The organism is Streptococcus hyointestinalis, assembly GCF_041225505.1.
GTDB classification, from domain to species: domain Bacteria; phylum Bacillota; class Bacilli; order Lactobacillales; family Streptococcaceae; genus Streptococcus; species Streptococcus hyointestinalis_B.
This window is the reverse complement of sequence record NZ_JBCLSK010000025.1, coordinates 1-20,705: the sequence shown is the minus strand read 5'-3', so window position 1 is coordinate 20,705 and position 20,705 is coordinate 1. Positions and strand designations below refer to the sequence as shown.

The window sequence follows — 20,705 nt, the reverse complement described above, 5'->3', positions numbered from 1 at the left end:
ACAGCACTAGATATTCTAGTGCTGTTTTCTTTAGATAATATCCTCCAAAAGACCACGCATGAAGTCTTCTGAGTGGAACTCACCGATGTCATCGATTTTCTCACCAAAGCCGATATACTTGACTGGGATATCCAGGTCTTGGCGGATGGCGAGCACCACACCACCTTTTGCGGTACCGTCAATTTTAGTGAGGATGATACCTGTGAGCGGTTTGATTTTTGAAAATTCCTTGGCTTGACTCAGCGCATTTTGTCCCGTTGAGGCGTCGAGCGCTAGTAGGGTTTCGTGCGGTGCGTCTGGGACGACACGCTTGATGATACGTCCAATCTTTTCAAGCTCTGCCATGAGATTGTCTTTATTTTGCAAGCGTCCTGCGGTATCAATGAGGAGAATATCTACCTGTTCAGCGACAGCCTTTTCCATACCGTCAAAGACGACACTGGCTGGGTCTGCTTTTTCAGGTCCTGTCACGACAGGCACATTCACACGGCGACCCCACTCAACCAACTGCGCCACGGCTCCAGCACGGAAAGTATCAGCTGCAACCAGCATGACTTTCTTGCCTTCTTGCCTGTACTTGTAAGCCAGCTTTCCGATAGAGGTGGTCTTGCCGACACCGTTAACACCAACAAAGAGCATGACGGTCAAGCCGTCTTGGAAATTGATGCTTTCATTGTAGACATCGTCCTTTTCGTAAATGTCCACCAGCTTTTCGATAATGACACGGCGAAGCTCATCGGCTTTCTTGGCATTTTCTAGCTTGGCTTCATAGCGCAAATCCTCTGTCAATTGTGTTGCCACATTGACCCCAACGTCCGACAGGATAAGCAGCTCCTCCAGCTCTTCAAAGAAATCCTCATCCACACGACGGAAATTGGCAAGGAAAGCATTGAGCCTTGCGCCAAAGCCTGTACGTGTTTTTTTCAAGCTGCGGTTGTATTTTTCCTCGGTCGTCTCAACGACTTCGACGACAGGCTCTTCTGCAGAGCTTTCCTTTTTGTCAGCTTTATTTTGCTCAAATGTCCCGTCAGCAAGCGATTTTTCAATAGCAGCACGCTTGGCGTAGTATTCCGCCATGAAATCTTGCTCAGCTTTAGACGGTGTTGTTTTTTCCTTGGAAGCGTCCTCTACTACAGCAGATGCTTCGCTCTCAAGAGGTGCTTGTGAGCTAGCTATCTCCTCGCTGTCACTGGTCGCTTCAGAGAACTCAGTTTCCTCCTCAACCGTATCTTCTTGCTCCTGTGGAGTGTCTAGCTCAACTGCTTCAACAACGGTTGTAGTAACTTCGACTGGTGTTTCTGATTGTTGAGTTGGTTCATCTTCAACTGAGTCTTGAGACACAGCTACTTCTTCGCTGGTTTCAGTCGTTTCTTCGGCAATCGCAGGTTCTGATTCTAGCTCAACTTCCTCTACAACGCTTACAACCTCAACTGGGGACTCTGAGTTTTGGATAGCGTCCTCTTTCTCACTGATTTCAAGACTTTCTGTGACTTTCTCAGTGATAACAGTATCTTCTACTATTTCAGAAGTCGCTTCCTCCTCCACAAGCTCACTGCTCATTTCTAACTCTGATGATTGTTCTTCTGTGAGCGCTGTGTCTGTAACATCGCTCTCGTTTTCTTTTTTACGTCCAAATAATCGGTCAAATAAACCCATTAGTCTTCCTCTCTTAATACATACTGTTCAATCGCTTCGGCAACGCCGGATTCTTCATTGCTGCGTGTGGTCACCTTATCTGCGATGTGTTTGACTTGGTCTGTGGCATTTGCCATAGCGACACCTAGCCCTGCCCACTCAAGCATGCTGATGTCATTTGCCTCATCACCTAGCGCCATGACATTGTCACTTGTCAATCCTAGGTGTTCACAGAGGTGCGCTAAGCCGCTGGCTTTATGCACGCCTTTAGGCATGATTTCAAAGATGATTTCCCGTGATTTGAAGGCTTCATAATCGCTATAAACAGCTTCTGGCAATTTGGTTAATTGCTCATCTAAAAAGTGCTCATTTGTCACCGTCACCACTTTATTGTAAGGGACATCTAGGGGAATATCCTCAAAGCGCTCCACTTCGACAAAGGTCAGCAAGGGATTAGCTGTGTGGTAGAGCGATTTATTGCCCCTAGACGGCAGACTATAGACGATACCGTCACTCAGCACATCAAAGGGAAGCCCCAGTGGCTCTAGGTAAGAGTGAATGACCTTCAAGTCCTCGTAGGTCAGAGCAGACTTGTCCAAAATTTCACCTGTCGTGCGCTGCACAAGTCCACCATTAAAGGTGATACAGTAGTCCTCGTCAGACACCAAGTGAAGATCAGACAGGAGGTTGCCAATCGCTTTTAGCGGGCGACCGGTCGTGATGACGACTTTAACGTCTTTTTGGCGAGCACGCTCAAGCGCTCTGCGGTTTTCCTCGCTGACTTCTTTTTTGGCATTAAACAAAGTGCCGTCAAGGTCAATGGCAATAATCTTAATTTCTTTTCTTGTCATCTAACATCTCTTCCATATAGGTCATCACAGACTCACCCTCACAAGGACCAATCACTTCTTGGCTAATCGCTTTTATCTCATCACGTGCGTTGTCTGTAGCAATAGCGGTGCCGGCAAACTCTAGCATTTCATAGTCATTGAGATTGTCCCCAAAAGCAAGGACTTCTTCTCGCTTGATATGCAATTGCTCACAAAGAGCCTCGAGTCCTGTTCGCTTGGTGACTGTGTTTAGGATAATATCAATGGACTGAAAACCAGTTGTTACTGCATTGGCATAGGACAGACGCTCGGTCACCCATTTTTCACCCTCACGCACCGTTTCTGCTGTGAAATTCGCCGTCAGCTTGAAAATCACATCATCCACATCCTCAAAAGACGGCACACGCTGAACATTCTCATAGTAGTTTGAGATAAAATTCACGTAATCATCGCTGGCGTCTTGATGGACGTAAGCCCCGTTTTTTCCTGACAAGAGGTAATCGTGTCCGTTCATATAAGGGCTAGAAGCGAGAAGCTGAGTGATTTCTAGATATTTCTCTTTGGTCAAATGTTCCTCAAAAGTCAACTCACCATCAACCACTAAAGCACTGCCATTTTCAGCGACGAAAGCCATCTGGTCACGAAAATCGGCAAACAAATCCTCTAGGGCAAGGAGTGAGCGACCAGACGCCGCAACAAATAAAATCCCTTTTTCCTTAAAACCTGCTAAGACCTTTTGCAGGCGCTTCTTATCATAAGTCCCATTGGCATCTAAAAAAGTGCCATCCATATCAGTTGCTACTAGTTTTATCATATCCATCTCTTTCATAGGCAATATAGTTCTATTGTATCATAAAAAGGGCTTTCTTGACCGAAAAAGCCCTTTTATTCTAAAAGAAAGTTACTAAACTGCTGTCAAGTTTTCAGCGTCTTTTAGCTTGACGGAGACGATTGATTTTTCCTTGTCTATTACTCAGCTAGACCTTCTTCTTTTAAGAGTTGTCTATCATAGCGACGAAGAAATGGCCAATAGACGAGGAAGGCTGCAATAGCACAGATAATCGCTAAAGGAATAGCTTTGACATCTGCCGTACCAATAAATGCCCCAATCCCTACTGGCGTAGGCCATGGCACTTGAGCTACAATGGCATGAATGAGATTTAATTTCATCGCAAAGTAATAAATCGTCATTGAAACAATTGGAGCGCAGATAAATGGGATAGCTAGAGCTGGGTTATAGATAATAGGCAAACCAAAGATTAAAGGTTCATTGATATTAAAGATACCTGGCACAACAGAGGCCTTTCCGATAGCGCTTAATTGTTGAGAACGAGCTCTGAAAGCACACCAAATACACAAACCTAGTGTAGCCCCTGAACCACCAGCAATAACAAACATATTTGAAAATTCACCTGCAACAATATAGCGTGCTCCTTCAGTTGCATTGGCTGCTACATTGGCAAGAGCAATTGGATTGACAAAAGCAAAGATGATATTGGCACCGTGGATACCGACAATCCAAAGAGCTTGTGTCAATAAATAGATGATGACAAGCCCAATCCATGTATTTGTCAGGTGACCGACAAATGAAAACGGAATAGAAATGACCTTGTATATGTCTGTTCCTAGCGCAACAAAAGCACCGTTAATCAGAATAACCACAAAGGCTACTACAAACCCCGGAATAAGAGCTGTGAAGCCACGAGAGACACCTTCTGGAACAGACTCAGGCATTTTGATAACCCAGTTGTGCTTTACACACATTCGATAAAGTAAGACGGTGATAACAGCTATGATAATCCCTGTGAAAATCCCACCCGTTCCAAAACGAGTGACACCATTAGACATCCCCCAACCATCTACAATAACACTGCCTTCTTTCAAACTTGTCACCGCTGACATGACACCACCATCAAAAACAATCTGAGGAACCGTCATGATAAAAGCAAACAAGGCAAGTAAAGCACCGTTAAGAGGATTCAAATCTAGGTCTTCCTCTTCTGCGTAAATTTTCGTCAATTCATACGCCATTGATAAAACAAAGTATAGAGATAAGGCTCCCATAGTGGCATAATAAGCAACCATATACAAGTCTGTAAATTTATCAAATGTTGCTGAAAATAGCTGGGCAACAACAGTCCAAAATTTAAAAGATTGCGGCAAAATGCTGAATACTAAAAACATTGACCCAACAATTGTAAATGGAACTGCTGCCATACCTGCAGCCGTAATCGCACGCACAACCTTGTACTGCGCAATAACTCCCATTGGTCCCATCAGATATTTGTCCAACAGACCAAAGAATCCTTTTTGTTCGTCCATGAGAACTCCTCCTAAATATTAGTAATGATATTTTTTAATCGTTTGAAACTGCACATAATACCTATCTTTATTGGCTAAAATCTCTTGTATTCTTCCTAAATTATAGAAAACAAGTAGTAAACCTAAGATCAAGATAATCGCAATAAAGAGATGACCGACTTGATTGTCCGCAAAAATCGGAAACAGCGTTGAAAATTGATTGGTCATAACAATCATTAAAAGTAGCAACAGCTGAACTATCCCTTGAAAATAAAGTGTCCCTCTCGTTATTGTCAAGTAAACGTTTTTTGTCCCATACATCCTAAACTGCTCTGCATAAGACCAGACAATAAAGATAAGCAAAATTATCGGAATGATAATATAAAAACTCACTTGCGTCCATAAGATAATAAGCCAATAGACATTAGAAAAGAAAAACAATGCCAAAGAATACCTAAACAGCATATAACGATTGAAAAAAGAGTTTTTTAAAGCCGTTTCTCTCTTTAATATCTCTCTTGATTTTTGAGAATGCGTTTCTCTAACATTTTTCTTATGCATTGGGCTTCCTTTCCTTATCCCACTTTCTTGTACAATTCCAACATCTCAAGCGCCACTTCTCTGAGTGTCATAGTGGTCATGAGGTGGTCTTGGGCATGTACCATGATAATCTCAACATTAATCTCTGTACCACAAGCATACTCTTGTAAAAGATCGGTCTGTGCTTGATGGGCTTTGAGTAACTCTTCGTTAGAAGCCTTTAGTTTTTCTGTAGCTAAATCGTACTTGCCTTCTCGCATCGCTTCAAAGGCTTCGTGTACAATACTTCTGGCATTTCCTGAGTTCAAAATAATCTCAAAAGCTGCCACTTGCAACTCTTCTGTGTTCATTGATGCGGTTTCCTTTCTTTTATTTTCAAAAATAATGCCTTAAACTGTTCAAATGTTTGACAATCTAAGAGCTGCTCCTGAATGTCTTTTCGATCAACCAAATCTACGATGTAAGAAACAAGCTCGGGTAAACCGTCATTGTCATAGATGGACATTGAGGACAAAAAGACAAATTGGATGTGAGGATAGTCAGCATTCCATCTCAAACCATCCTTAATGATAGCAACACCAATTTGATGTTTGCTAGCAACTGCTTTTATCGGATGAGGGACTGCAACACGGTCACTAAAAATGACAGAACTCATCGATTCACGCTGGGCTAGCATTTTTTGCATCCTCTCCACAAAGTGCTCTCCCTCTCCTTCAGCCATACTAGCTAGCAGATTGTTAATAACTGAATCCTTATCTGCTTTGCCCAAGTATAAAAATAATTTTTCTGAGAAATAAGCATCAAACTGACTTTCTATATCGTCTATCGCCTTTTCATCAGAATGGACGATCGTTTCCTTATCAGACTTTCTTAGGCAGGAAATCTCGTGTCGCACTTTCTGAACTTCTTCCTCTTTAAGAAAGACTGAAACCGTAAAAACAGGCATATTAAAAATTAAATTCGACAAATCAATGGATGATATAATGAAATCAATCCCTTGGAGTTTTTCATCCGTAATTTCATAATAACCAATCACATCGACAATATGGACTAGATTACCTAATTCGTTGATAATGCGGCTTTTTAGCATTTGCGCACTTCCATAACCCGTTGCACAAATAACTAAAATGTTGAACTTTTTCTCCTCTTTCTTCCTTTCCTTTGCTGCCATAAAATGCAGGGCAACATAAGCGATTTCATGGTCTGACAAATTGAAAGTTTTAAAAGTTGGCATAGCGTCCATAATGCGACGTCCCAAGTAAAACATATCCTGATACTTTGTTTGAATGTCATCGCTTAAAGGATTTTCCAAAACGACTTGATTTTCTAGTCGAATAAGCAAAGTAGCAAGGTGGGCAACTAGTCCCTCGATCAGTTGGAAATCCACTTCCACCTCATCATTCACCTTATGAAGCGCTTGCAATAACTCTTGACGAATCATCTCAGATGAATTGCTAAAATGCCCATGCGATAAACCATAACCTTTAGATACCAAATGAAGGGTAATGTAATCCACCTCTTCTATCGGAAAATCAATATGAGTTACCGTTGAAATGCGATTTAAGATACGATGAGCGACTTCTCTCTCAGGCAAATTTTGTAAATGGGCTGATTCATCAATCTGCAAAATTTGAAAACCCTCTGTCACCCGCCGAATGGTCAATGCAATATGAATAATCAAATTTTGAATCGCAAAGTCAGAACATTTCAAATGAGCCTCACGGCATTCATCCAAGACAATGATTGTCAACTCTTCAAAAGAAATCACCTGATTTAACAAACGATTATCCACATAAGAGTGCATGGTGTGAATAAAACCAGAATCTATAAAATGATCGATGATAAATCGTCTTTTATCACGCTCTAAGCCTGTTACAAAGACACCTTTATTTGCCTTGCTTTCAATTTTGAGATGATAAGGAACTAACTTACATCGTATCTTCTTGAAATCTGCTGATAAGGTCGAGCGGCTGACATAAAGCTCATCAACTAAGTCATCAAAGTAAATCTCATTTTGCTCAAAGAGCAGTTTGTTTAAAAGATAGTTGTATCGATCATTGATATCAATGGATTCGCTACAGCAAACACCATGTTCATTGATCGGATTTTCTTCTAAGAAAGTCGCATAAACATCCTCATTATCAACCTTAAGCTGATAGCCCCGACCTGGTTTAGAAGAAACAGTCACACCGTCATAGGCTGTTTTTAGATAATCTAAAATCGTCTTATAGTAAGTGCGTACTGTTCTATCAGAACAACCAAGATAAGCAGCTAACTCTTTACTAGTGACAAATCGTTTTTTATTCTCCACTAAAAACTGGAGCATCCGCATTTCTTTTTGATGTAACACCACAACCCCCAGCCAAAATGGCAAGCATTTTGAGAAACAGTGACTAGATATTTTCCTTGACTAATTTAACCATCTTTTCAATTCCCATAGGAATAGGAACATAGGCTTGCGGAGGAATTTGGACAATAGGTTTTCCTGTTTTAGCAGCTGCATCTGCTAATTGCTTGAAATTCATTTTTGTTTGTGGGCTGACCAGATAAAGGTCATATTTATCTGCTTCAATACGTTTTTGACCTTCTGGGACACCTACAGCATCCATTTCGATGTTTTCTCCCTGTTCTTGAAGAAGTGTAGCGGTTTTCTTTGCAATCATTGATGATGACATCCCACCTGCACAAATAATCAATGCTTTTGCCATAATATGGACTCCTTTTACTATTTTATGATAAGATTATGATAATATAAAACGCTTACATTGTAAATAGCTTTTTCTTCCGTTTCAATGCGGAAATTTTTTCGTGTATTTCCGCAAGTCAAAAATCAATCCCTACGAAGACCGAACCTTATAGTACAAAATCGTCCCTGACAGGACAAGGGAAATGCTATTAGCTAGGATAAGCGGCATATCGCCAATATGAATCCCGTGTGCCAGCCAAAGCCCAATTCCTGTCACCTGCATAGCATACATGCCTAGGGAAATCCCTGATGTATCCTTGGTTTTGATGGTCTTGATCACCTGTGGCAAAAAAGCTAGAGTCGTTAACACCGCTGCGATTGCACCAATCATGCTGGTTTCCTTTCTATTTTCCTAAAGATAAGAGAAAGCAACAGCTGTCACTTTCTCTTTTGTCTTACAATTCTTCACCATTTGTTGCGATGACTTGCTTGTACCAAGCGTAGGATTTCTTGGGACTGCGGGCATAGGTACCTGTCCCATCATCGTGCTTGTCTACATAGATAAAGCCATAGCGCTTTCTCATCTCGCCAGTCCCCGCAGAGACGAGATCAATACAGCCCCAAGGAGTGTAGCCTATGAGATCAACCCCATCTTCAATGACTGCTTTTTTCATCTCAGCAATATGAGCTGCTAGGTAGTCAATCCGATAGTCATCGTGCACCATGCCGTCTTCTGCTACTTGGTCAATGGCACCAAAACCATTTTCCACAATAAACAAAGGCAGATGGTACATATCTGTGAACCAATTGAGAGCATAGCGAAGACCTTCTGGATCAATCTGCCAGTCCCACTCCGAAGCCTTGACATAGTCATTTTTGACCAGATCTTCTGTCTCAATGTAGTCATAATGCGGATTGTCTCGATGATAAGAAATAGCAAAGGACATATAGTAGCTAAAGCCGATGTAATCCACCGTACCAGCCAGCAAGTCCTGTTTATCCTCCTCAGTTATATCCAACTCGTAGCCCTTGCGCTCCCAATATTTAAAGATATGCGCTGGATAAAAGCCATGCACATGAACATCCGCAAAGTAATAACGCTTTTGCATGGCCTTTTGTGCTAAGAGGACATCCTTGGGATTGCAGGTGGCTGGGTAAATAGGACACATAGCAATCATACAGCCAATCTGAAAGTCTGGATTGATGTCATGCCCGATCTTGACCGCACGGGCTGACGCCACCAGCTCATAGTGGGCTGCCTGATACATGACCTCCTCACGATTATCCTCATCAGTGTAGACAATGCCTGAATTGGTAAAAGGTGCAAAGTCCTCTTGGTAATTGGCTTGGTTGTTGATTTCGTTAAAGGTCATCCAGTATTTGACCTTGTCCTTGTAGCGCTTAAAGCAGACTTCTGCAAAACAGACAAAGAAATCAATAACCTTGCGATTGCGAAAGCCACCATACTCCGTCACTAAGTGATAAGGCAGCTCAAAGTGAGACAGGGTGACCACAGGCTCAATACCATATTTCAAGCACTCGTCAAAGAGATCATCATAAAATTGGAGCCCCTCTTCATTTGGAGTAAGCTCATCGCCTTTAGGAAAAATGCGGGTCCAAGCAATTGACGTCCTAAAGCACTTAAAGCCCATATCTGCAAAGAGGGCGATGTCTTCCTTGTAACGATGGTAAAAATCAATAGCTTCATGGTTGGGATAGTATTTTCCTTCCATTACACCTGCTGTAATTTCACGTGCTACACCGTGACGACCTGCTGTCATGACATCTGCTACACTAACGCCCTTACCACCTGCTTGCCAGCCACCTTCTAGCTGATGAGCAGCGACTGCACCGCCCCATAAAAAATCTTTTGGTAGTGTTGACATCCTCAAGTCCTCCTAATTTGCTTTTTCTTTTATTATAGCAAGCGGTTACACTTTTGAACATATAAAAAATTTCCTCAAAAATGAGGAAATTTCTCATACTATCTATAAGTCACGACTATTAAGCCGTCGTCAAGCTTTCGGCGTCTTTTAGCTTGACGGAGACGATACGTGAGACACCAGATTCTTGCATGGTGACCCCATAGATACTGTCAGCTGCTGCCATGGTGCCCTTGCGGTGTGTCACGACAATGAACTGACTAGACTGGTCAAAGCGGTTGAGGTAGTCCCCAAAACGCTTGACATTTGCCTCATCGAGTGCTGCTTCGACCTCATCTAGGATAACAAACGGTATAGTCTTGACACGGATGATGGCAAATAGCAGAGCTAGAGCGGACAAGGCTTTTTCACCACCGGACATGAGGTTGAGCGACTGGATTTTCTTGCCTGGAGGTTGCACTGATATCTCAATGCCTGCCTCCAGCAAGTCCTCAGACGTTAAGATCAAGTCGGCGCTTCCTCCGCCAAACATCTGCGTAAAGGTCTGCTTGAAACTTTCTCGAATGGCTTCAAAGGTCAGCTTAAAGCGTTGTTTGACCTCCTCATCCATATCTGAAATCGTCGTCAACAAGAGATTTTTGGCGTCTACCAAGTCCTCTTTTTGCGTGTTGAGGAAATCAAGCCGCTGACTGACCTCCTCAAACTGCTCAATAGCGTCCAGATTGACAGGACCTAGGTCCTTAATCTGACGCTGAAGTGTGCGCAGCTGCTCTCTAGCAAGCTCAAGGTTCTCAAGCGCATGTGCTTTTTCCTTGGCGTCTTCTAGAGTATACTGATACTCCTCACTCAAGCGACGAGCAAATTGACGCAACTGCTTTTCAATAGTCTCAATCATAGCTTCAATCTGCGCCTGCTTGCGGATGAATTGCTCGTTTTGCTGGCTTTCTTTTGCTAGCGCTTGATCGGTCTCATCGATTTGTGCTTCAAGGTCTTCTAACTCAAAACGCAGACTAATCTGCTCTTGCTCCAAGCTGCTTTTGTGCTCTCTTGCCTGCTCTAGCTGTGCTTTTAAGCGTGGCAAGAGGCTATCATCAGCTTGGTCTTGCTGAGAAAGGGCTGCTGTTAGACTGGTGAGTTCTGTTTGGTAGCTCTCTACATCAGCTTTTAGGCGAGATTGGTTGGCTTTTTCAAACTTCAGCTCACTAAGCAGTTCACGCTCCTGCAATTTTGCCTGCGATAACTGCTCTGACAGACGAGCCACACCAGTGTCAAAGCTGTCCTTGTCGGTCTTGAGTTGCTCGATTTGCTGTGAGAGCATACTTTTTTTCTGCGCTAGCTCATTTAGCTCCTCTTCTAGCTCCTGCCAAAGAGTGTCAAAAGCAGGCTCTGACTCATTCTCAACATGATTTTTCAGGGTTTGATAAGTCTCCTCAACATCTGATAAACGCTCAGTGACTTGCTTGTAGGACAGTTGAGCTGCCTGTTCTTCTAATCTCTTTTGATTGCCTTCTTCCTTGATAAGGGCAATTTTTTCTCTCTCAGATTCCAGCCTTTCTTTTAGCGAAGCAACTTCCTTTTCATGAGCTATTTGCTTTTCTTCAAGCGTCTTCAACTCTTTTTCCACTTGGTCGAGCTCTTGCTTGATAAAGGTCGTGTTATTGCCACGATTGACTCCGCCTGAAAAGGAACCGCCAGCTCTAATCTCTGTACCATCCAAGGTCACTATACGCACTCGATAGGATAGGCGCTTGGCAGCTTGGTTAGCATGCTCAATGCTATCAAAAATCGCCGTCAAACCAAGGAGGTTACTCATGATGTGCGATAACTTAGGCTCATAGCTGACCAACTGACTAGCAATCCCCAAGAACCCTTGGCTAGTCTCCAAATTTTCAAGCTGATGTGAAGCCAACTGGCGAGAAGAAATCGTCGTCAGTGGCAAGAAGGTCGCTCGCCCACGTCGGTTTTGCTTTAGAAAAGCAATTGCCTGCTTGGCTGCATTTTCATCCTCAACGATGATATGCTGGCTACTCGCACCAAGCGCTATCTCAAGCGCTGTCTGATAGCGTGGTGAAAAGGAGAGGTGCTCGCTAACCGCACCAATAATGCCAGTCAGACTATTTTCTTGCAAGACCGCCTTGACACCAGCGTAGAAATGGCTGTGTTTTTTATAGATAGACTCAAGGCTCGCTTTTTTCGCCTTTTTAGACTTGATATTATCCAGTTGCTTAAAAAGCTGGTCTTGCTGAGTGCGATAAGTTGCTTCAGCACTTTCAAGCGCTGTTGCCTTTTCTTGGTACTGCTCTAATAGCTCTTTGACAGACCGACTGGCGTCCTCTAATAGTGCCTGCTGGTTTGTTTCTTCTTTTTTGAGCTTAGAGAGCTCTTGCGCTAATTGCTGGATTTCTTCTTGTCTAAAAGCGGACTGCTGTTCTTGACTATTTTTTTGCGCTTTGAGAGCTGTTTTTTGGTTAGAAAGCTCTGCTTCCTTTTGCATTACATCCACAAACTGCTCACGCAACTGCTCGATGAGCTGGTCAGGATTGTGGCGATACTGCTCTAAATCTGTCTCTAATCTCGCAATGCTTGAGCGCTCCTGCTCTAGCTTAGCTTTTAGGCTAGCTAGACTAGCTGTTTTTTCACTTAGGGCAACCTGGGCTTCCTCAATAGTCTCTTCAAGCTTTTTAGCCTGTTCCGTGAGCTGCGCTGCTTTTTGAGTGGACTGGTCACTAGCAAGCTGGGTTACTTCAATCTGACGCTCCAAATCAGCACTTATCTGAGTGACGTCCAGCAGTTCTTTTTGCTTTGTTAAGCTTTTATCTGAGAGTTTACGGCGTCTGTCCTTGAGACTCTGACTTTTGTTCTCTAGTTTTTGGCGCTTGTCGTAATAGGCAGACAAACTCTCCTTGACAGCTTTTAGCTCTTCTTTTTGAGTGCTAAGTGCCAGCTTTTGCTCCTTGATGTCCTCAACCAAAATCGCTAAATCAAGCACTTTTCGCTCACCATCCAGCTCCAAAAAGCGCTTGGCTGTCTCTGCTTGTTTTTTGAGTGGAGTGACCTGTGTATCCAGCTCGTAGATAATATCCTCTAGGCGGTCGAGGTTGTCCTGCGTTTGATTGAGCTTGGTCTGTGTTTCTTTTTTGCGGGTCTTGTATTTTAAAACACCGGCAGCTTCCTCAAAAATCGCTCTGCGCTCTTGCGGCTTGCTGTTAAAGATTTCCTCGACACGTCCTTGCGAGATAATCGAAAAAGAATCACGTCCAAGACCTGTGTCCATAAACAGCTCATGCACATCACGCAAGCGAACCTTGCGCCCATCAATGAGATACTCGCTGTCGCCATTTCTAAAAATACGACGCTCCACACGTATCAGCTCACTCGCTTGCTCGATAAACTGGTCGCTGTTATCAAGTGTCACCGCAACATAGGCATAGTTCAGCGCTTTTCTACTCTGTGTCCCTGCAAAAATAACGTCTGGCATTTTGCTACCACGCAAACTCTTGGCACTAGATTCTCCTAGCGCCCAACGCAGACTCTCTGTGATGTTACTCTTACCAGAGCCGTTGGGTCCGACAATGGCAGTAACACCTCTGTCGAACTCAATTTTTGTCTTATCTGCAAAGGACTTAAAGCCTTGCAGCTCAATTTCTTTTAGAAACATTTAGTCCTCACTCAGTCGCTCAAGCGCTTCTTTAGCAGCTGCTTGCTCTGCTTGTTTTTTAGACTTGCCACTACCAGAGCTGATTGCCTTGTCATTGACAAAGACACTCACCTCAAACACCTTGGCATGGGCTGGTCCAGACTCTTTAGTGACACGATAGCTAATCGCCACATCACCATTGACCTGTAGTTGTTCTTGAAGGGCAGTCTTGTAATCACGCACCTTTTGGTAATTGCCCTTTTCAACTTGAGGAATGACCACTTGATTGAGAAAAGTCTCAACGGCGTCCACTCCCTTATCCAGCAAAAGCGCACCTAAAAAGGCTTCAAACAAATCACCTAAAATCGTTGCACGCTCACGTCCACCTGACTTTTCCTCACCCTTACCGAGCTTGACATAAGCGTCAAAACCACAGTAGCGTGAAAAGCCAGCTAAACTTTCCTCACGCACAATCATAGAACGTAGTTTAGACAAATCACCCTCTGGTTTTTTCGGGTATTTTTCAAATAAATAGCGTGAAATAATCAGTTGCAGAACAGCGTCTCCTAAAAATTCCAAACGCTCATTATGTGAAATCTTTAGGAGACGGTGTTCGTTCGCATAGGATGTATGTGTAAAAGCCGTGTCTAATAAAGATTTATCATCAAAGACAATGCCATAGTCTATTGACAGTTTTTCTTCTAATGTTTTCATTATTTTTTATTCTCCCTTTCCTGTCTATATAAAAGTCTTTCTTATTATACCAAAAATTATACCAAAAATATCAAAAAATGAAAAAGAGGCTTTGTTTGTGAAAAACCTCTTTTGAAGCTGAGGCAAATAGTTTTCAGCTTCTCAATTTATAGATTTATATGCGAGACGCAGTGGTCGAGTGGGCTCTAATACGTTGATAAATCAACTTTTAGAACCCTACTCAACTTTGCAGAGGTGGGACGACAAAATCGCATTTCTACGAAATGACCGATTTTTGTCCCACTCTCCTCTAAATCCGTGTCAAAGGGGTCGCATGATCTGGCGATGTGTCTAAGACCTTAAAGTCACTGCCAACGCCAAAGTCGGCTGACATGAGTTGGTTCTCCATCGTCATATGCGCTAATTCTTTTATATTATTTTCTTGGCTCAAATGTCCAAGATAGATTTTTTTTGTGCGTTGACCGATTGTTCTAATCATGGTTTCTGCGCCGTCTTCATTGGAGAGATGTCCTTTATCAGACAAAATCCGCTGCTTCAAACTCCACGGATAGCTCCCCGAGCGCAAAATATCAATATCATGATTAGACTCAATCAAGTAAGCGTCTGCATTTTCAATCAGACCTGCTAGACGGTCACTGACATAGCCTGTGTCTGTCAGCATGACAAAGCTCTTGTCATCCTTTATCAGACGGTAAAACTGCGGATCAACAGCGTCGTGACTCACCCCGTAGCTCTCAATATCCAAATCACCAAAGGTAAGCGTCTTGTCACGCCTAAAGACATGCTTTTGTGCAACATCAAGCTTTCCTATCATGTTTTTGTCGTCTATGATTTTCCACGTTGCTTCATTGGCATAGACATCGAGTTTGTATTTGCGGGCGAGAACGCCGACACCTTTGATGTGGTCAGAGTGCTCATGTGTCACTAAGATAGCGTCCAAATCTTCTGGTGTGCGTCCGATGTCAGCTAAAAGACTGGTAATTTTTTTACCAGTCAATCCCGCATCAATCAAGAGCTTTTGTTTAGGTGTTTCGACGTAGAAGGCATTGCCACTAGAACCAGAAGCTAAAATACTGTACTGAAACCCTTTTTCTTCAAGCATGCTTAATCTTCCTCTTCTTCCCATTCGTCATAAACGACGGTTTCTTTGTCATACGGCAAGACAATCGTAAAGGTTGACCCCTTGCCATAATCGCTCTTTGCCCAGATAAAGCCCTTGTGGAGCTTGACAATTTCCTTGGCAATGGATAAACCAAGACCTGTACCACCTTGTGCACGGCTACGTGCCTTGTCCACACGGTAAAAACGGTCAAAAATCAAAGGCAAATCTTTTTTTGGAATCCCTAAGCCCTCGTCAGAGATGGATAAAATCAACTGGCTTTCCGTTGTTTGCATACTGACGGTGACCTTACCGCCGTCTGGCGAATATTTGATGGCATTGTTTAGGATATTGTCTAAAACTTGAGTCATCTTGTCGGTGTCAATCTCTGTCCAAATCGGGCTCAGCGGATAATCTCGGATAATTTCAATCTTTTTATGAGTGGATTGTTGCGCTGTGATTTGGTCAAAGCGATTGAGAATAGCTGTGATAAAGGCGGTGAAGTTAGTCATCTCCACCTCTAGCTGCGTCACCTGATTGTCAATACGAGACAGTGCTAAGAGGTCTGAAATCATACGCATCATGCGGTTGGTCTCATCAAGCGACACTCTGATAAAGCTAGGAGCGACTTCTTCTTTTAGCGCTCCTTCGTCCAAGGCTTCGAGATAAGACTTGACAGAGGTCAGGGGGGTACGCAACTCATGGCTGACGTTAGAGACAAAGAGCCTGCGCTCACGCTCTTCCTTTTCCTGCTCTGTCGCATCGTGTGAAACCGCAACAAGTCCCGTCACAAAACCACTGTCATGACGGTTTCTGGCAAAACGAATGCGTAGTGTGATAAACTCACCCATCTCATCCCTGCGGTAGAGCGTCAAGTCAGGCGTCTTTTCCACCAGCTCCCGAAAGGAATAATCCACATCATCCCCTAAAATAGCCATGATAGACTTTCCAAGAGCTTCTTTTTCTGAGAGATTGAACTGTTTTTGTGCCATCTCATTAATCATGGTGATACGCCCTGCTCGGTTAGTAGCTAGAACGCCATCAGTCATGTAGGTGAGAATATTTGCCAGTCGATTTTTCTCTTGAGCGAGGCTATCGTGTGTCTTTTGATAAGCTTGGTTGAGCTCATTTAAGCTCTTGCCAAGCTCAACCATCTCTGGCTCACCTTTTAGCTCAACATCGACAGACTGTTTTCCCTCAATCATCCCTCGCACCTTATCTGTGAGGAGGCGAAGATTTTTCACCAAACGAATATCACGATAAGTCAAAAAGATAAAATAAAGTCCAACAAAAGCCAGTAAAACTAAGAGTATGAACTCAAATGTTTTAAGATTTCCTAAGGTATTAGCCATAATCTTTCATATAATAACCCACACCACGACGTGTCAAGATGTATTCTGGACGACTTGGTGTATCTTCGATTTTTTCACGCAAGCGACGAACCGTCACATCAACCGTTCTCACATCACCAAAATAATCATATCCCCACACAGTCTCAAGCAAGTGCTCACGTGTCATGACTTGACCTGCGTGTGTAGCTAGGTGATACAAAAGCTCAAACTCACGGTGGGTTAGCTCGATATCCTCACCATGCTTACGAGCAACAAAAGCGTCTGGGACGATTTGGAGATTATTGATAGTGATAATGTTAGAGCCAGCTTCGTTATTTTCCTCTGCGACAGCGGACTCGATGTTTTCTGTGCGACGTAGGTGTGCCTTGACACGAGCTAGTAATTCACGGTTTGAAAAAGGTTTGGTCACATAGTCGTCTGCTCCGATTTCAAGTCCGATAACCTTGTCAATCTCACTATCTTTAGCTGATAGCATGATAATCGGCACATGACTAGTCTTTCTGATTTCGCGTGCCACCTCAAGCCCATCTTTTTCTGGTAACATCAAATCCAGAATGATAAGGTCTGGTGTTTCTTGATTGAAAACCTCAAGCGCTTCATTGCCATCAAAGGCTGTCACAACGTCGTAGCCTTCCTTGGTCAAATTAAATTTAATAATATCTGAAATAGGTTTTTCATCATCAACGATTAGAATTTTTTTCATATCGCCCTCCTGTAAATGCCTGCAAAATGTAAGAAAACAGGCAAAAAATTTATTCATACACGAATCTAACCTATAGTATACCAAATTTTCAACAATAAATACACCATTAGACATTTCTTAACAGGTTTGTTTACTTTTTGTTTCTCATCACATTATTTATTTTATAAATTTTCTGAAAACATTGACGTCTGCTGGAATTCATGCTACAATAGTTATGTTATAAAATCTAACAGAGATTTCTCTGTTATTTACTGAAAAGTAGGAGGAAATACTATGGCACTTATCGAATACAAGCATGTCGACAAATACTATGGTGATTATCATGCACTTCGTGACATCAATCTTGAGATTGAAGAGGGACAGGTCGTTGTTCTCTTAGGACCTTCAGGTTCTGGTAAATCAACCCTTATCCGCACTATGAATGCGCTTGAGTCTATTGAAACAGGAAGTTTAATCGTAAATGGACACGAACTTGCTAACGCTTCGAACAAAGAATTGGTTCAATTGCGTAAAGAAGTTGGTATGGTCTTCCAGCATTTCAATCTCTATCCTCACAAAACAGTGTTAGAAAATGTAACACTTGCACCTATTAAAGTTTTAGGCATTTCACCAAAGCAAGCCGAAGAAACCGCTGAAAAATACTTGACCTACGTTAACATGTGGGATCGTAAGGACTCTTATCCAGGTATGCTCTCTGGTGGTCAAAAACAACGTGTTGCTATCGCTCGTGGACTGGCTATGCACCCTAAGCTTCTTCTCTTTGATGAGCCGACATCTGCGCTTGACCCTGAGACTATCGGCGATGTGCTTACTGTCATGCAAAACCTTGCTCGTGAAGGCATGAACATGGTTGTCGTTACGCACGAGATGGGATTTGCCCGTGAAGTGGCTGACCGCATTATCTTTATGGCTGAGGGGCAAATCTTAGTGGATACAACGGATGTCCAAGGTTTCTTTGACAATCCAACTGAGCCACGTGCTAGACAGTTCTTGAGTAATATCATCAATCACACCAGCGAACGTGTCAATGCCAAAGGAGAATAGTATGAAAAAAAGAAAACTAGCCTCCATCATCCTCACCCTTCTTGCTTTGCTTATGGTCTTGCCAACAGCTGCCAAGGCTGACAACACTCCTGCGCAAATCAAAAAAATCCAAGAAGCAGGTGTCCTAAAGGTCGGGGTCAAACAGGACGTCCCAAACTTTGGCTACTACAGCGCTGATAGTAACTCCTACGAAGGAATGGAGATTGATATCGCTAAAAAAATCGCCAAAGCTATGGGAGTTAAAATCAGCTTTGTCCCTGTTACCACACAAACACGTGAACCCTTGATGGATAATGGGCAAATCGATATCCTCATCGGAACCTACACCATCACAGACGAGCGTAAGCAAAACTACAGCATCTCAAACCCTTACTACTACGATGAGATTGGCTTTCTCGTCCGTAAAGACAGCGGCATTCCCAAAATCTCTGACTTGAACGGTAAAACCATCGGCGTTTCTCAAGGAGCGACAACTAAGAGTAATCTTGAAGCTTACGCAAAAGAGCACGGCTTGACCTTTAAGTATATGCAGCTTGGTAGTTTTCCTGAGCTAGCTGTTGCCCTTTATGCTAAGCGTATCGACGCTTTTTCAGTGGATAAGTCTATCCTTTCTGGATATGTCAGCTCAAAGACGACCATTTTAAAAGACGGCTTTAATACGCAAGAATACGGGATTGCCACTAAAAAATCCAACACACAGATCACGAGCTACATCAATAAGCTCCTTGCTAAATGGAAAAAAGACGGCAGTCTTGAGAAGATTTATAAAAAATACAATCTCACCCCTGCAAAAGCCAATTCATAAGGAGGAATCGCCTAATGGTATATTTAACTTCAACTGCAAGTCCGTTTGCATTGTCACGTTGGGCTGATTTCTTTGCCAACTTTGGTGAATTTGCAAAGGGCTTTGTCTACACGCTAGGGATGTCTATTGGTGCTTTGATTCTAGCATTATTGCTTGGAATTCTCTTTGGCGCTATGTCATCTACTAAAAACAAACTCTTGCGTGCTATCGCACGTGTCTACGTCGAGATTTTCCAAAATACACCACTTCTAGTTCAGTTTGTGGTGGTCTACTACGGACTGGCTATAGTGTCTGACGGTAGTATCATGATTAACGCTTTCTTTACCTCTGTTATCTGTGTGGGGATTTATCACGGTGCTTATATCGCTGAGGTTATCCGCTCAGGAATCGAGGCAGTACCACGTGGACAGACTGAGGCTGCCTTGTCGCAAGGGTTTACTTATCCACAGACCATGGGGATGATTATCTTGCCACAAGCCATCAGAACTATCCTACCTCCGATGACCAACCAAGTGGTTAACTTAATTAAAAACACATCAACAGTTGCCATTATCTCTGGAGCTGACATCATGTTAGTCGCAAAGGCTTGGGCTTACGACACCACTAACTACGTGCCAGCCTTTATCGGAGCGACTGTTCTCTACTTTATCATGTGCTTCCCGCTTGCCACTTGGGCACGTCGCATGGAAGAAGCCAATAAAGATTCGTATTCACTATAAGGAGGGATTATGTCACAAGTTTTAACCCAAAGTAATCTCATCTTTATCCTAAAAGGGTTGGGATTGACACTTTATATCTCATTTTTTGCTATTGTGCTCTCTACAATTTTTGGAACCATCCTTGCTGTTATGCGCAATAGCCACAATCGTCTACTCAAAATCTTAGCCAGCATTTACATCGAGTTTGTGCGTAATGTGCCAAACTTGCTGTGGATTTTCATTATCTTCCTAGTCTTTCAAATGAAGTCTGTACCCGCTGGTATCACTGCCTTTACAGTCTTTACGTCAGCAGCTCTTGCTGAAATCATCCGTGGAGGACTTAATGCCGTTGACCATGGACAAACTGAGGCTGGTCTTGCTCAAGGGTTTACCAACTATCAGATTTTTATCTATATCGTCTTTCCACAAGCTTTTCGCAAGATGTTGCCTGCCATCATCTCACAGTTTGTAACGGTCATCAAGGACACCTCACTTCTCTACTCTGTTATCGCCATCCAAGAGTTATTTGGTAAGAGCCAGATCTTGATGGGACGCTACTTTGAAGCGAGTCAGGTCTTTACCCTTTACGGTATCGTTGCTGGACTGTACTTTGTCATTAACTTTGCCATTTCCATGTTCTCACGCCACTTGGCAAAACGCTGGGCACAGGCAGCAGAATAAACAAAAAGAAACTCATTTTCTGATATACTCCCCATATAGTAGACAGTGAAAAAACAAAAATTCACTAGAAACTATAAGGGGAGTTTTCATATGTCTA

At 42.9% G+C, this 20,705-nt stretch carries 19 protein-coding genes; 4 read left to right on the top strand and 15 right to left on the bottom strand.

Going from position 1 to position 20,705, the window contains the following annotated elements:
• Nucleotides 1–30: 30 nt before the first annotated feature.
• The 15 genes from ftsY to yycF form a co-directional block, all read right to left on the bottom strand.
• On the bottom strand, nt 31–1,656 hold the full coding sequence (ftsY, locus tag AALA56_RS06885; RefSeq protein ID WP_369909360.1) for a signal recognition particle-docking protein FtsY: 1,626 nt from the start codon (nt 1,654–1,656) through the stop codon (nt 31–33).
• Nucleotides 1,656–2,486 (bottom strand): Cof-type HAD-IIB family hydrolase, encoded by an 831-nt coding sequence (locus AALA56_RS06880; protein ID WP_369909359.1) that lies wholly within the window; start codon nt 2,484–2,486, stop codon nt 1,656–1,658. Before AALA56_RS06880 ends, ftsY begins: the two co-directional genes overlap by 1 nt.
• On the bottom strand, nt 2,467–3,279 hold the full coding sequence (locus AALA56_RS06875; RefSeq protein ID WP_369909358.1) for an HAD family hydrolase: 813 nt from the start codon (nt 3,277–3,279) through the stop codon (nt 2,467–2,469). The genes AALA56_RS06880 and AALA56_RS06875 overlap by 20 nt, the downstream gene beginning before the upstream one ends.
• Nucleotides 3,280–3,434: 155 nt before the next feature.
• Nucleotides 3,435–4,787, bottom strand: a complete 1,353-nt coding sequence (gene celB / locus AALA56_RS06870; protein ID WP_369909357.1) for a PTS cellobiose transporter subunit IIC — start codon at nt 4,785–4,787, stop codon at nt 3,435–3,437.
• 18 nt (nt 4,788–4,805) lie between these two features.
• A complete protein-coding gene (locus AALA56_RS06865) occupies nt 4,806–5,327 on the bottom strand; it encodes a hypothetical protein (RefSeq protein ID WP_369909356.1) in 522 nt (173 codons plus the stop codon).
• A gap of 14 nt (nt 5,328–5,341) precedes the next feature.
• Entirely contained in the window at nt 5,342–5,656 is a 315-nt protein-coding gene (locus tag AALA56_RS06860; RefSeq protein WP_164683535.1) for a PTS cellobiose transporter subunit IIA, read from the bottom strand.
• Nucleotides 5,653–7,656 (bottom strand): BglG family transcription antiterminator, encoded by a 2,004-nt coding sequence (locus AALA56_RS06855; RefSeq protein ID WP_369909355.1) that lies wholly within the window; start codon nt 7,654–7,656, stop codon nt 5,653–5,655. Before AALA56_RS06855 ends, AALA56_RS06860 begins: the two co-directional genes overlap by 4 nt.
• 43 nt (nt 7,657–7,699) lie before the next feature.
• The gene (locus AALA56_RS06850) at nt 7,700–8,014 is read right to left on the bottom strand and encodes a PTS cellobiose transporter subunit IIB (RefSeq protein WP_369909354.1); all 315 of its coding nucleotides are present in this window, start codon (nt 8,012–8,014) and stop codon (nt 7,700–7,702) included.
• A 129-nt stretch (nt 8,015–8,143) separates the two neighbouring features.
• Nucleotides 8,144–8,383: a SemiSWEET transporter gene (locus AALA56_RS06845; RefSeq protein ID WP_164683537.1), complete on the bottom strand. Its 240-nt coding sequence runs from the start codon at nt 8,381–8,383 to the stop codon at nt 8,144–8,146.
• A 64-nt stretch (nt 8,384–8,447) separates the two neighbouring features.
• Nucleotides 8,448–9,878 (bottom strand): 6-phospho-beta-glucosidase, encoded by a 1,431-nt coding sequence (locus tag AALA56_RS06840; RefSeq protein WP_369909353.1) that lies wholly within the window; start codon nt 9,876–9,878, stop codon nt 8,448–8,450.
• A 118-nt stretch (nt 9,879–9,996) separates the two neighbouring features.
• A complete protein-coding gene (gene smc / locus AALA56_RS06835) occupies nt 9,997–13,533 on the bottom strand; it encodes a chromosome segregation protein SMC (protein WP_369909352.1) in 3,537 nt (1,178 codons plus the stop codon).
• The gene (gene rnc / locus AALA56_RS06830) at nt 13,534–14,226 is read right to left on the bottom strand and encodes a ribonuclease III (protein WP_277280774.1); all 693 of its coding nucleotides are present in this window, start codon (nt 14,224–14,226) and stop codon (nt 13,534–13,536) included.
• Nucleotides 14,227–14,515: 289 nt separating this feature from the next.
• Nucleotides 14,516–15,328, bottom strand: a complete 813-nt coding sequence (locus AALA56_RS06825; protein WP_369909351.1) for an MBL fold metallo-hydrolase — start codon at nt 15,326–15,328, stop codon at nt 14,516–14,518.
• Between the two features lie 2 nt (nt 15,329–15,330).
• Nucleotides 15,331–16,677 carry a cell wall metabolism sensor histidine kinase VicK gene (gene vicK / locus AALA56_RS06820; RefSeq protein WP_164683542.1) on the bottom strand — a complete coding sequence of 449 codons (1,347 nt, stop codon included), beginning with the start codon at nt 16,675–16,677 and terminating at the stop codon, nt 15,331–15,333.
• The gene (gene yycF / locus AALA56_RS06815; RefSeq protein WP_369909350.1) at nt 16,670–17,380 is read right to left on the bottom strand and encodes a response regulator YycF; all 711 of its coding nucleotides are present in this window, start codon (nt 17,378–17,380) and stop codon (nt 16,670–16,672) included. The genes vicK and yycF overlap by 8 nt, the downstream gene beginning before the upstream one ends.
• A gap of 273 nt (nt 17,381–17,653) precedes the next feature.
• On the opposite strand from yycF, the gene AALA56_RS06810 reads away from it, so the two are divergent.
• The 4 genes from AALA56_RS06810 to AALA56_RS06795 are packed head-to-tail and all read left to right on the top strand — an operon-like array spanning nt 17,654 to nt 20,608.
• Nucleotides 17,654–18,424, top strand: coding sequence for an amino acid ABC transporter ATP-binding protein (locus AALA56_RS06810; RefSeq protein WP_164683544.1), 771 nt, complete (start codon nt 17,654–17,656; stop codon nt 18,422–18,424).
• A 1-nt stretch (nt 18,425) separates the two neighbouring features.
• On the top strand, nt 18,426–19,229 hold the full coding sequence (locus AALA56_RS06805; RefSeq protein ID WP_369909349.1) for a transporter substrate-binding domain-containing protein: 804 nt from the start codon (nt 18,426–18,428) through the stop codon (nt 19,227–19,229).
• A gap of 14 nt (nt 19,230–19,243) precedes the next feature.
• Nucleotides 19,244–19,948 carry an amino acid ABC transporter permease gene (locus AALA56_RS06800; RefSeq protein WP_369909348.1) on the top strand — a complete coding sequence of 235 codons (705 nt, stop codon included), beginning with the start codon at nt 19,244–19,246 and terminating at the stop codon, nt 19,946–19,948.
• Nucleotides 19,949–19,957: 9 nt separating this feature from the next.
• Entirely contained in the window at nt 19,958–20,608 is a 651-nt protein-coding gene (locus AALA56_RS06795) for an amino acid ABC transporter permease (protein ID WP_115268831.1), read from the top strand.
• Nucleotides 20,609–20,705 lie beyond the last annotated feature (97 nt).

What these genes read in the sequence shown, in the direction of transcription:
- AALA56_RS06845 (WP_164683537.1), bottom strand. Translation starts at nt 8,383, where the DNA reads ATGATTGGTGCAATCGCAGCGGTGTTAACGACTCTAGCTTTTTTGCCA.
- ftsY (WP_369909360.1), bottom strand. Translation starts at nt 1,656, where the DNA reads ATGGGTTTATTTGACCGATTATTTGGACGTAAAAAAGAAAACGAGAGC.
- AALA56_RS06850 (WP_369909354.1), bottom strand. Translation starts at nt 8,014, where the DNA reads ATGGCAAAAGCATTGATTATTTGTGCAGGTGGGATGTCATCATCAATG.
- AALA56_RS06800 (WP_369909348.1), top strand. Translation starts at nt 19,244, where the DNA reads ATGGTATATTTAACTTCAACTGCAAGTCCGTTTGCATTGTCACGTTGG.
- yycF (WP_369909350.1), bottom strand. Translation starts at nt 17,380, where the DNA reads ATGAAAAAAATTCTAATCGTTGATGATGAAAAACCTATTTCAGATATT.
- AALA56_RS06860 (WP_164683535.1), bottom strand. Translation starts at nt 5,656, where the DNA reads ATGAACACAGAAGAGTTGCAAGTGGCAGCTTTTGAGATTATTTTGAAC.
- AALA56_RS06865 (WP_369909356.1), bottom strand. Translation starts at nt 5,327, where the DNA reads ATGCATAAGAAAAATGTTAGAGAAACGCATTCTCAAAAATCAAGAGAG.
- AALA56_RS06880 (WP_369909359.1), bottom strand. Translation starts at nt 2,486, where the DNA reads ATGACAAGAAAAGAAATTAAGATTATTGCCATTGACCTTGACGGCACT.
- vicK (WP_164683542.1), bottom strand. Translation starts at nt 16,677, where the DNA reads ATGGCTAATACCTTAGGAAATCTTAAAACATTTGAGTTCATACTCTTA.
- AALA56_RS06825 (WP_369909351.1), bottom strand. Translation starts at nt 15,328, where the DNA reads ATGCTTGAAGAAAAAGGGTTTCAGTACAGTATTTTAGCTTCTGGTTCT.
- AALA56_RS06810 (WP_164683544.1), top strand. Translation starts at nt 17,654, where the DNA reads ATGGCACTTATCGAATACAAGCATGTCGACAAATACTATGGTGATTAT.
- AALA56_RS06875 (WP_369909358.1), bottom strand. Translation starts at nt 3,279, where the DNA reads ATGATAAAACTAGTAGCAACTGATATGGATGGCACTTTTTTAGATGCC.
- celB (WP_369909357.1), bottom strand. Translation starts at nt 4,787, where the DNA reads ATGGACGAACAAAAAGGATTCTTTGGTCTGTTGGACAAATATCTGATG.
- AALA56_RS06805 (WP_369909349.1), top strand. Translation starts at nt 18,426, where the DNA reads ATGAAAAAAAGAAAACTAGCCTCCATCATCCTCACCCTTCTTGCTTTG.
- AALA56_RS06840 (WP_369909353.1), bottom strand. Translation starts at nt 9,878, where the DNA reads ATGTCAACACTACCAAAAGATTTTTTATGGGGCGGTGCAGTCGCTGCT.
- smc (WP_369909352.1), bottom strand. Translation starts at nt 13,533, where the DNA reads ATGTTTCTAAAAGAAATTGAGCTGCAAGGCTTTAAGTCCTTTGCAGAT.
- rnc (WP_277280774.1), bottom strand. Translation starts at nt 14,226, where the DNA reads ATGAAAACATTAGAAGAAAAACTGTCAATAGACTATGGCATTGTCTTT.
- AALA56_RS06795 (WP_115268831.1), top strand. Translation starts at nt 19,958, where the DNA reads ATGTCACAAGTTTTAACCCAAAGTAATCTCATCTTTATCCTAAAAGGG.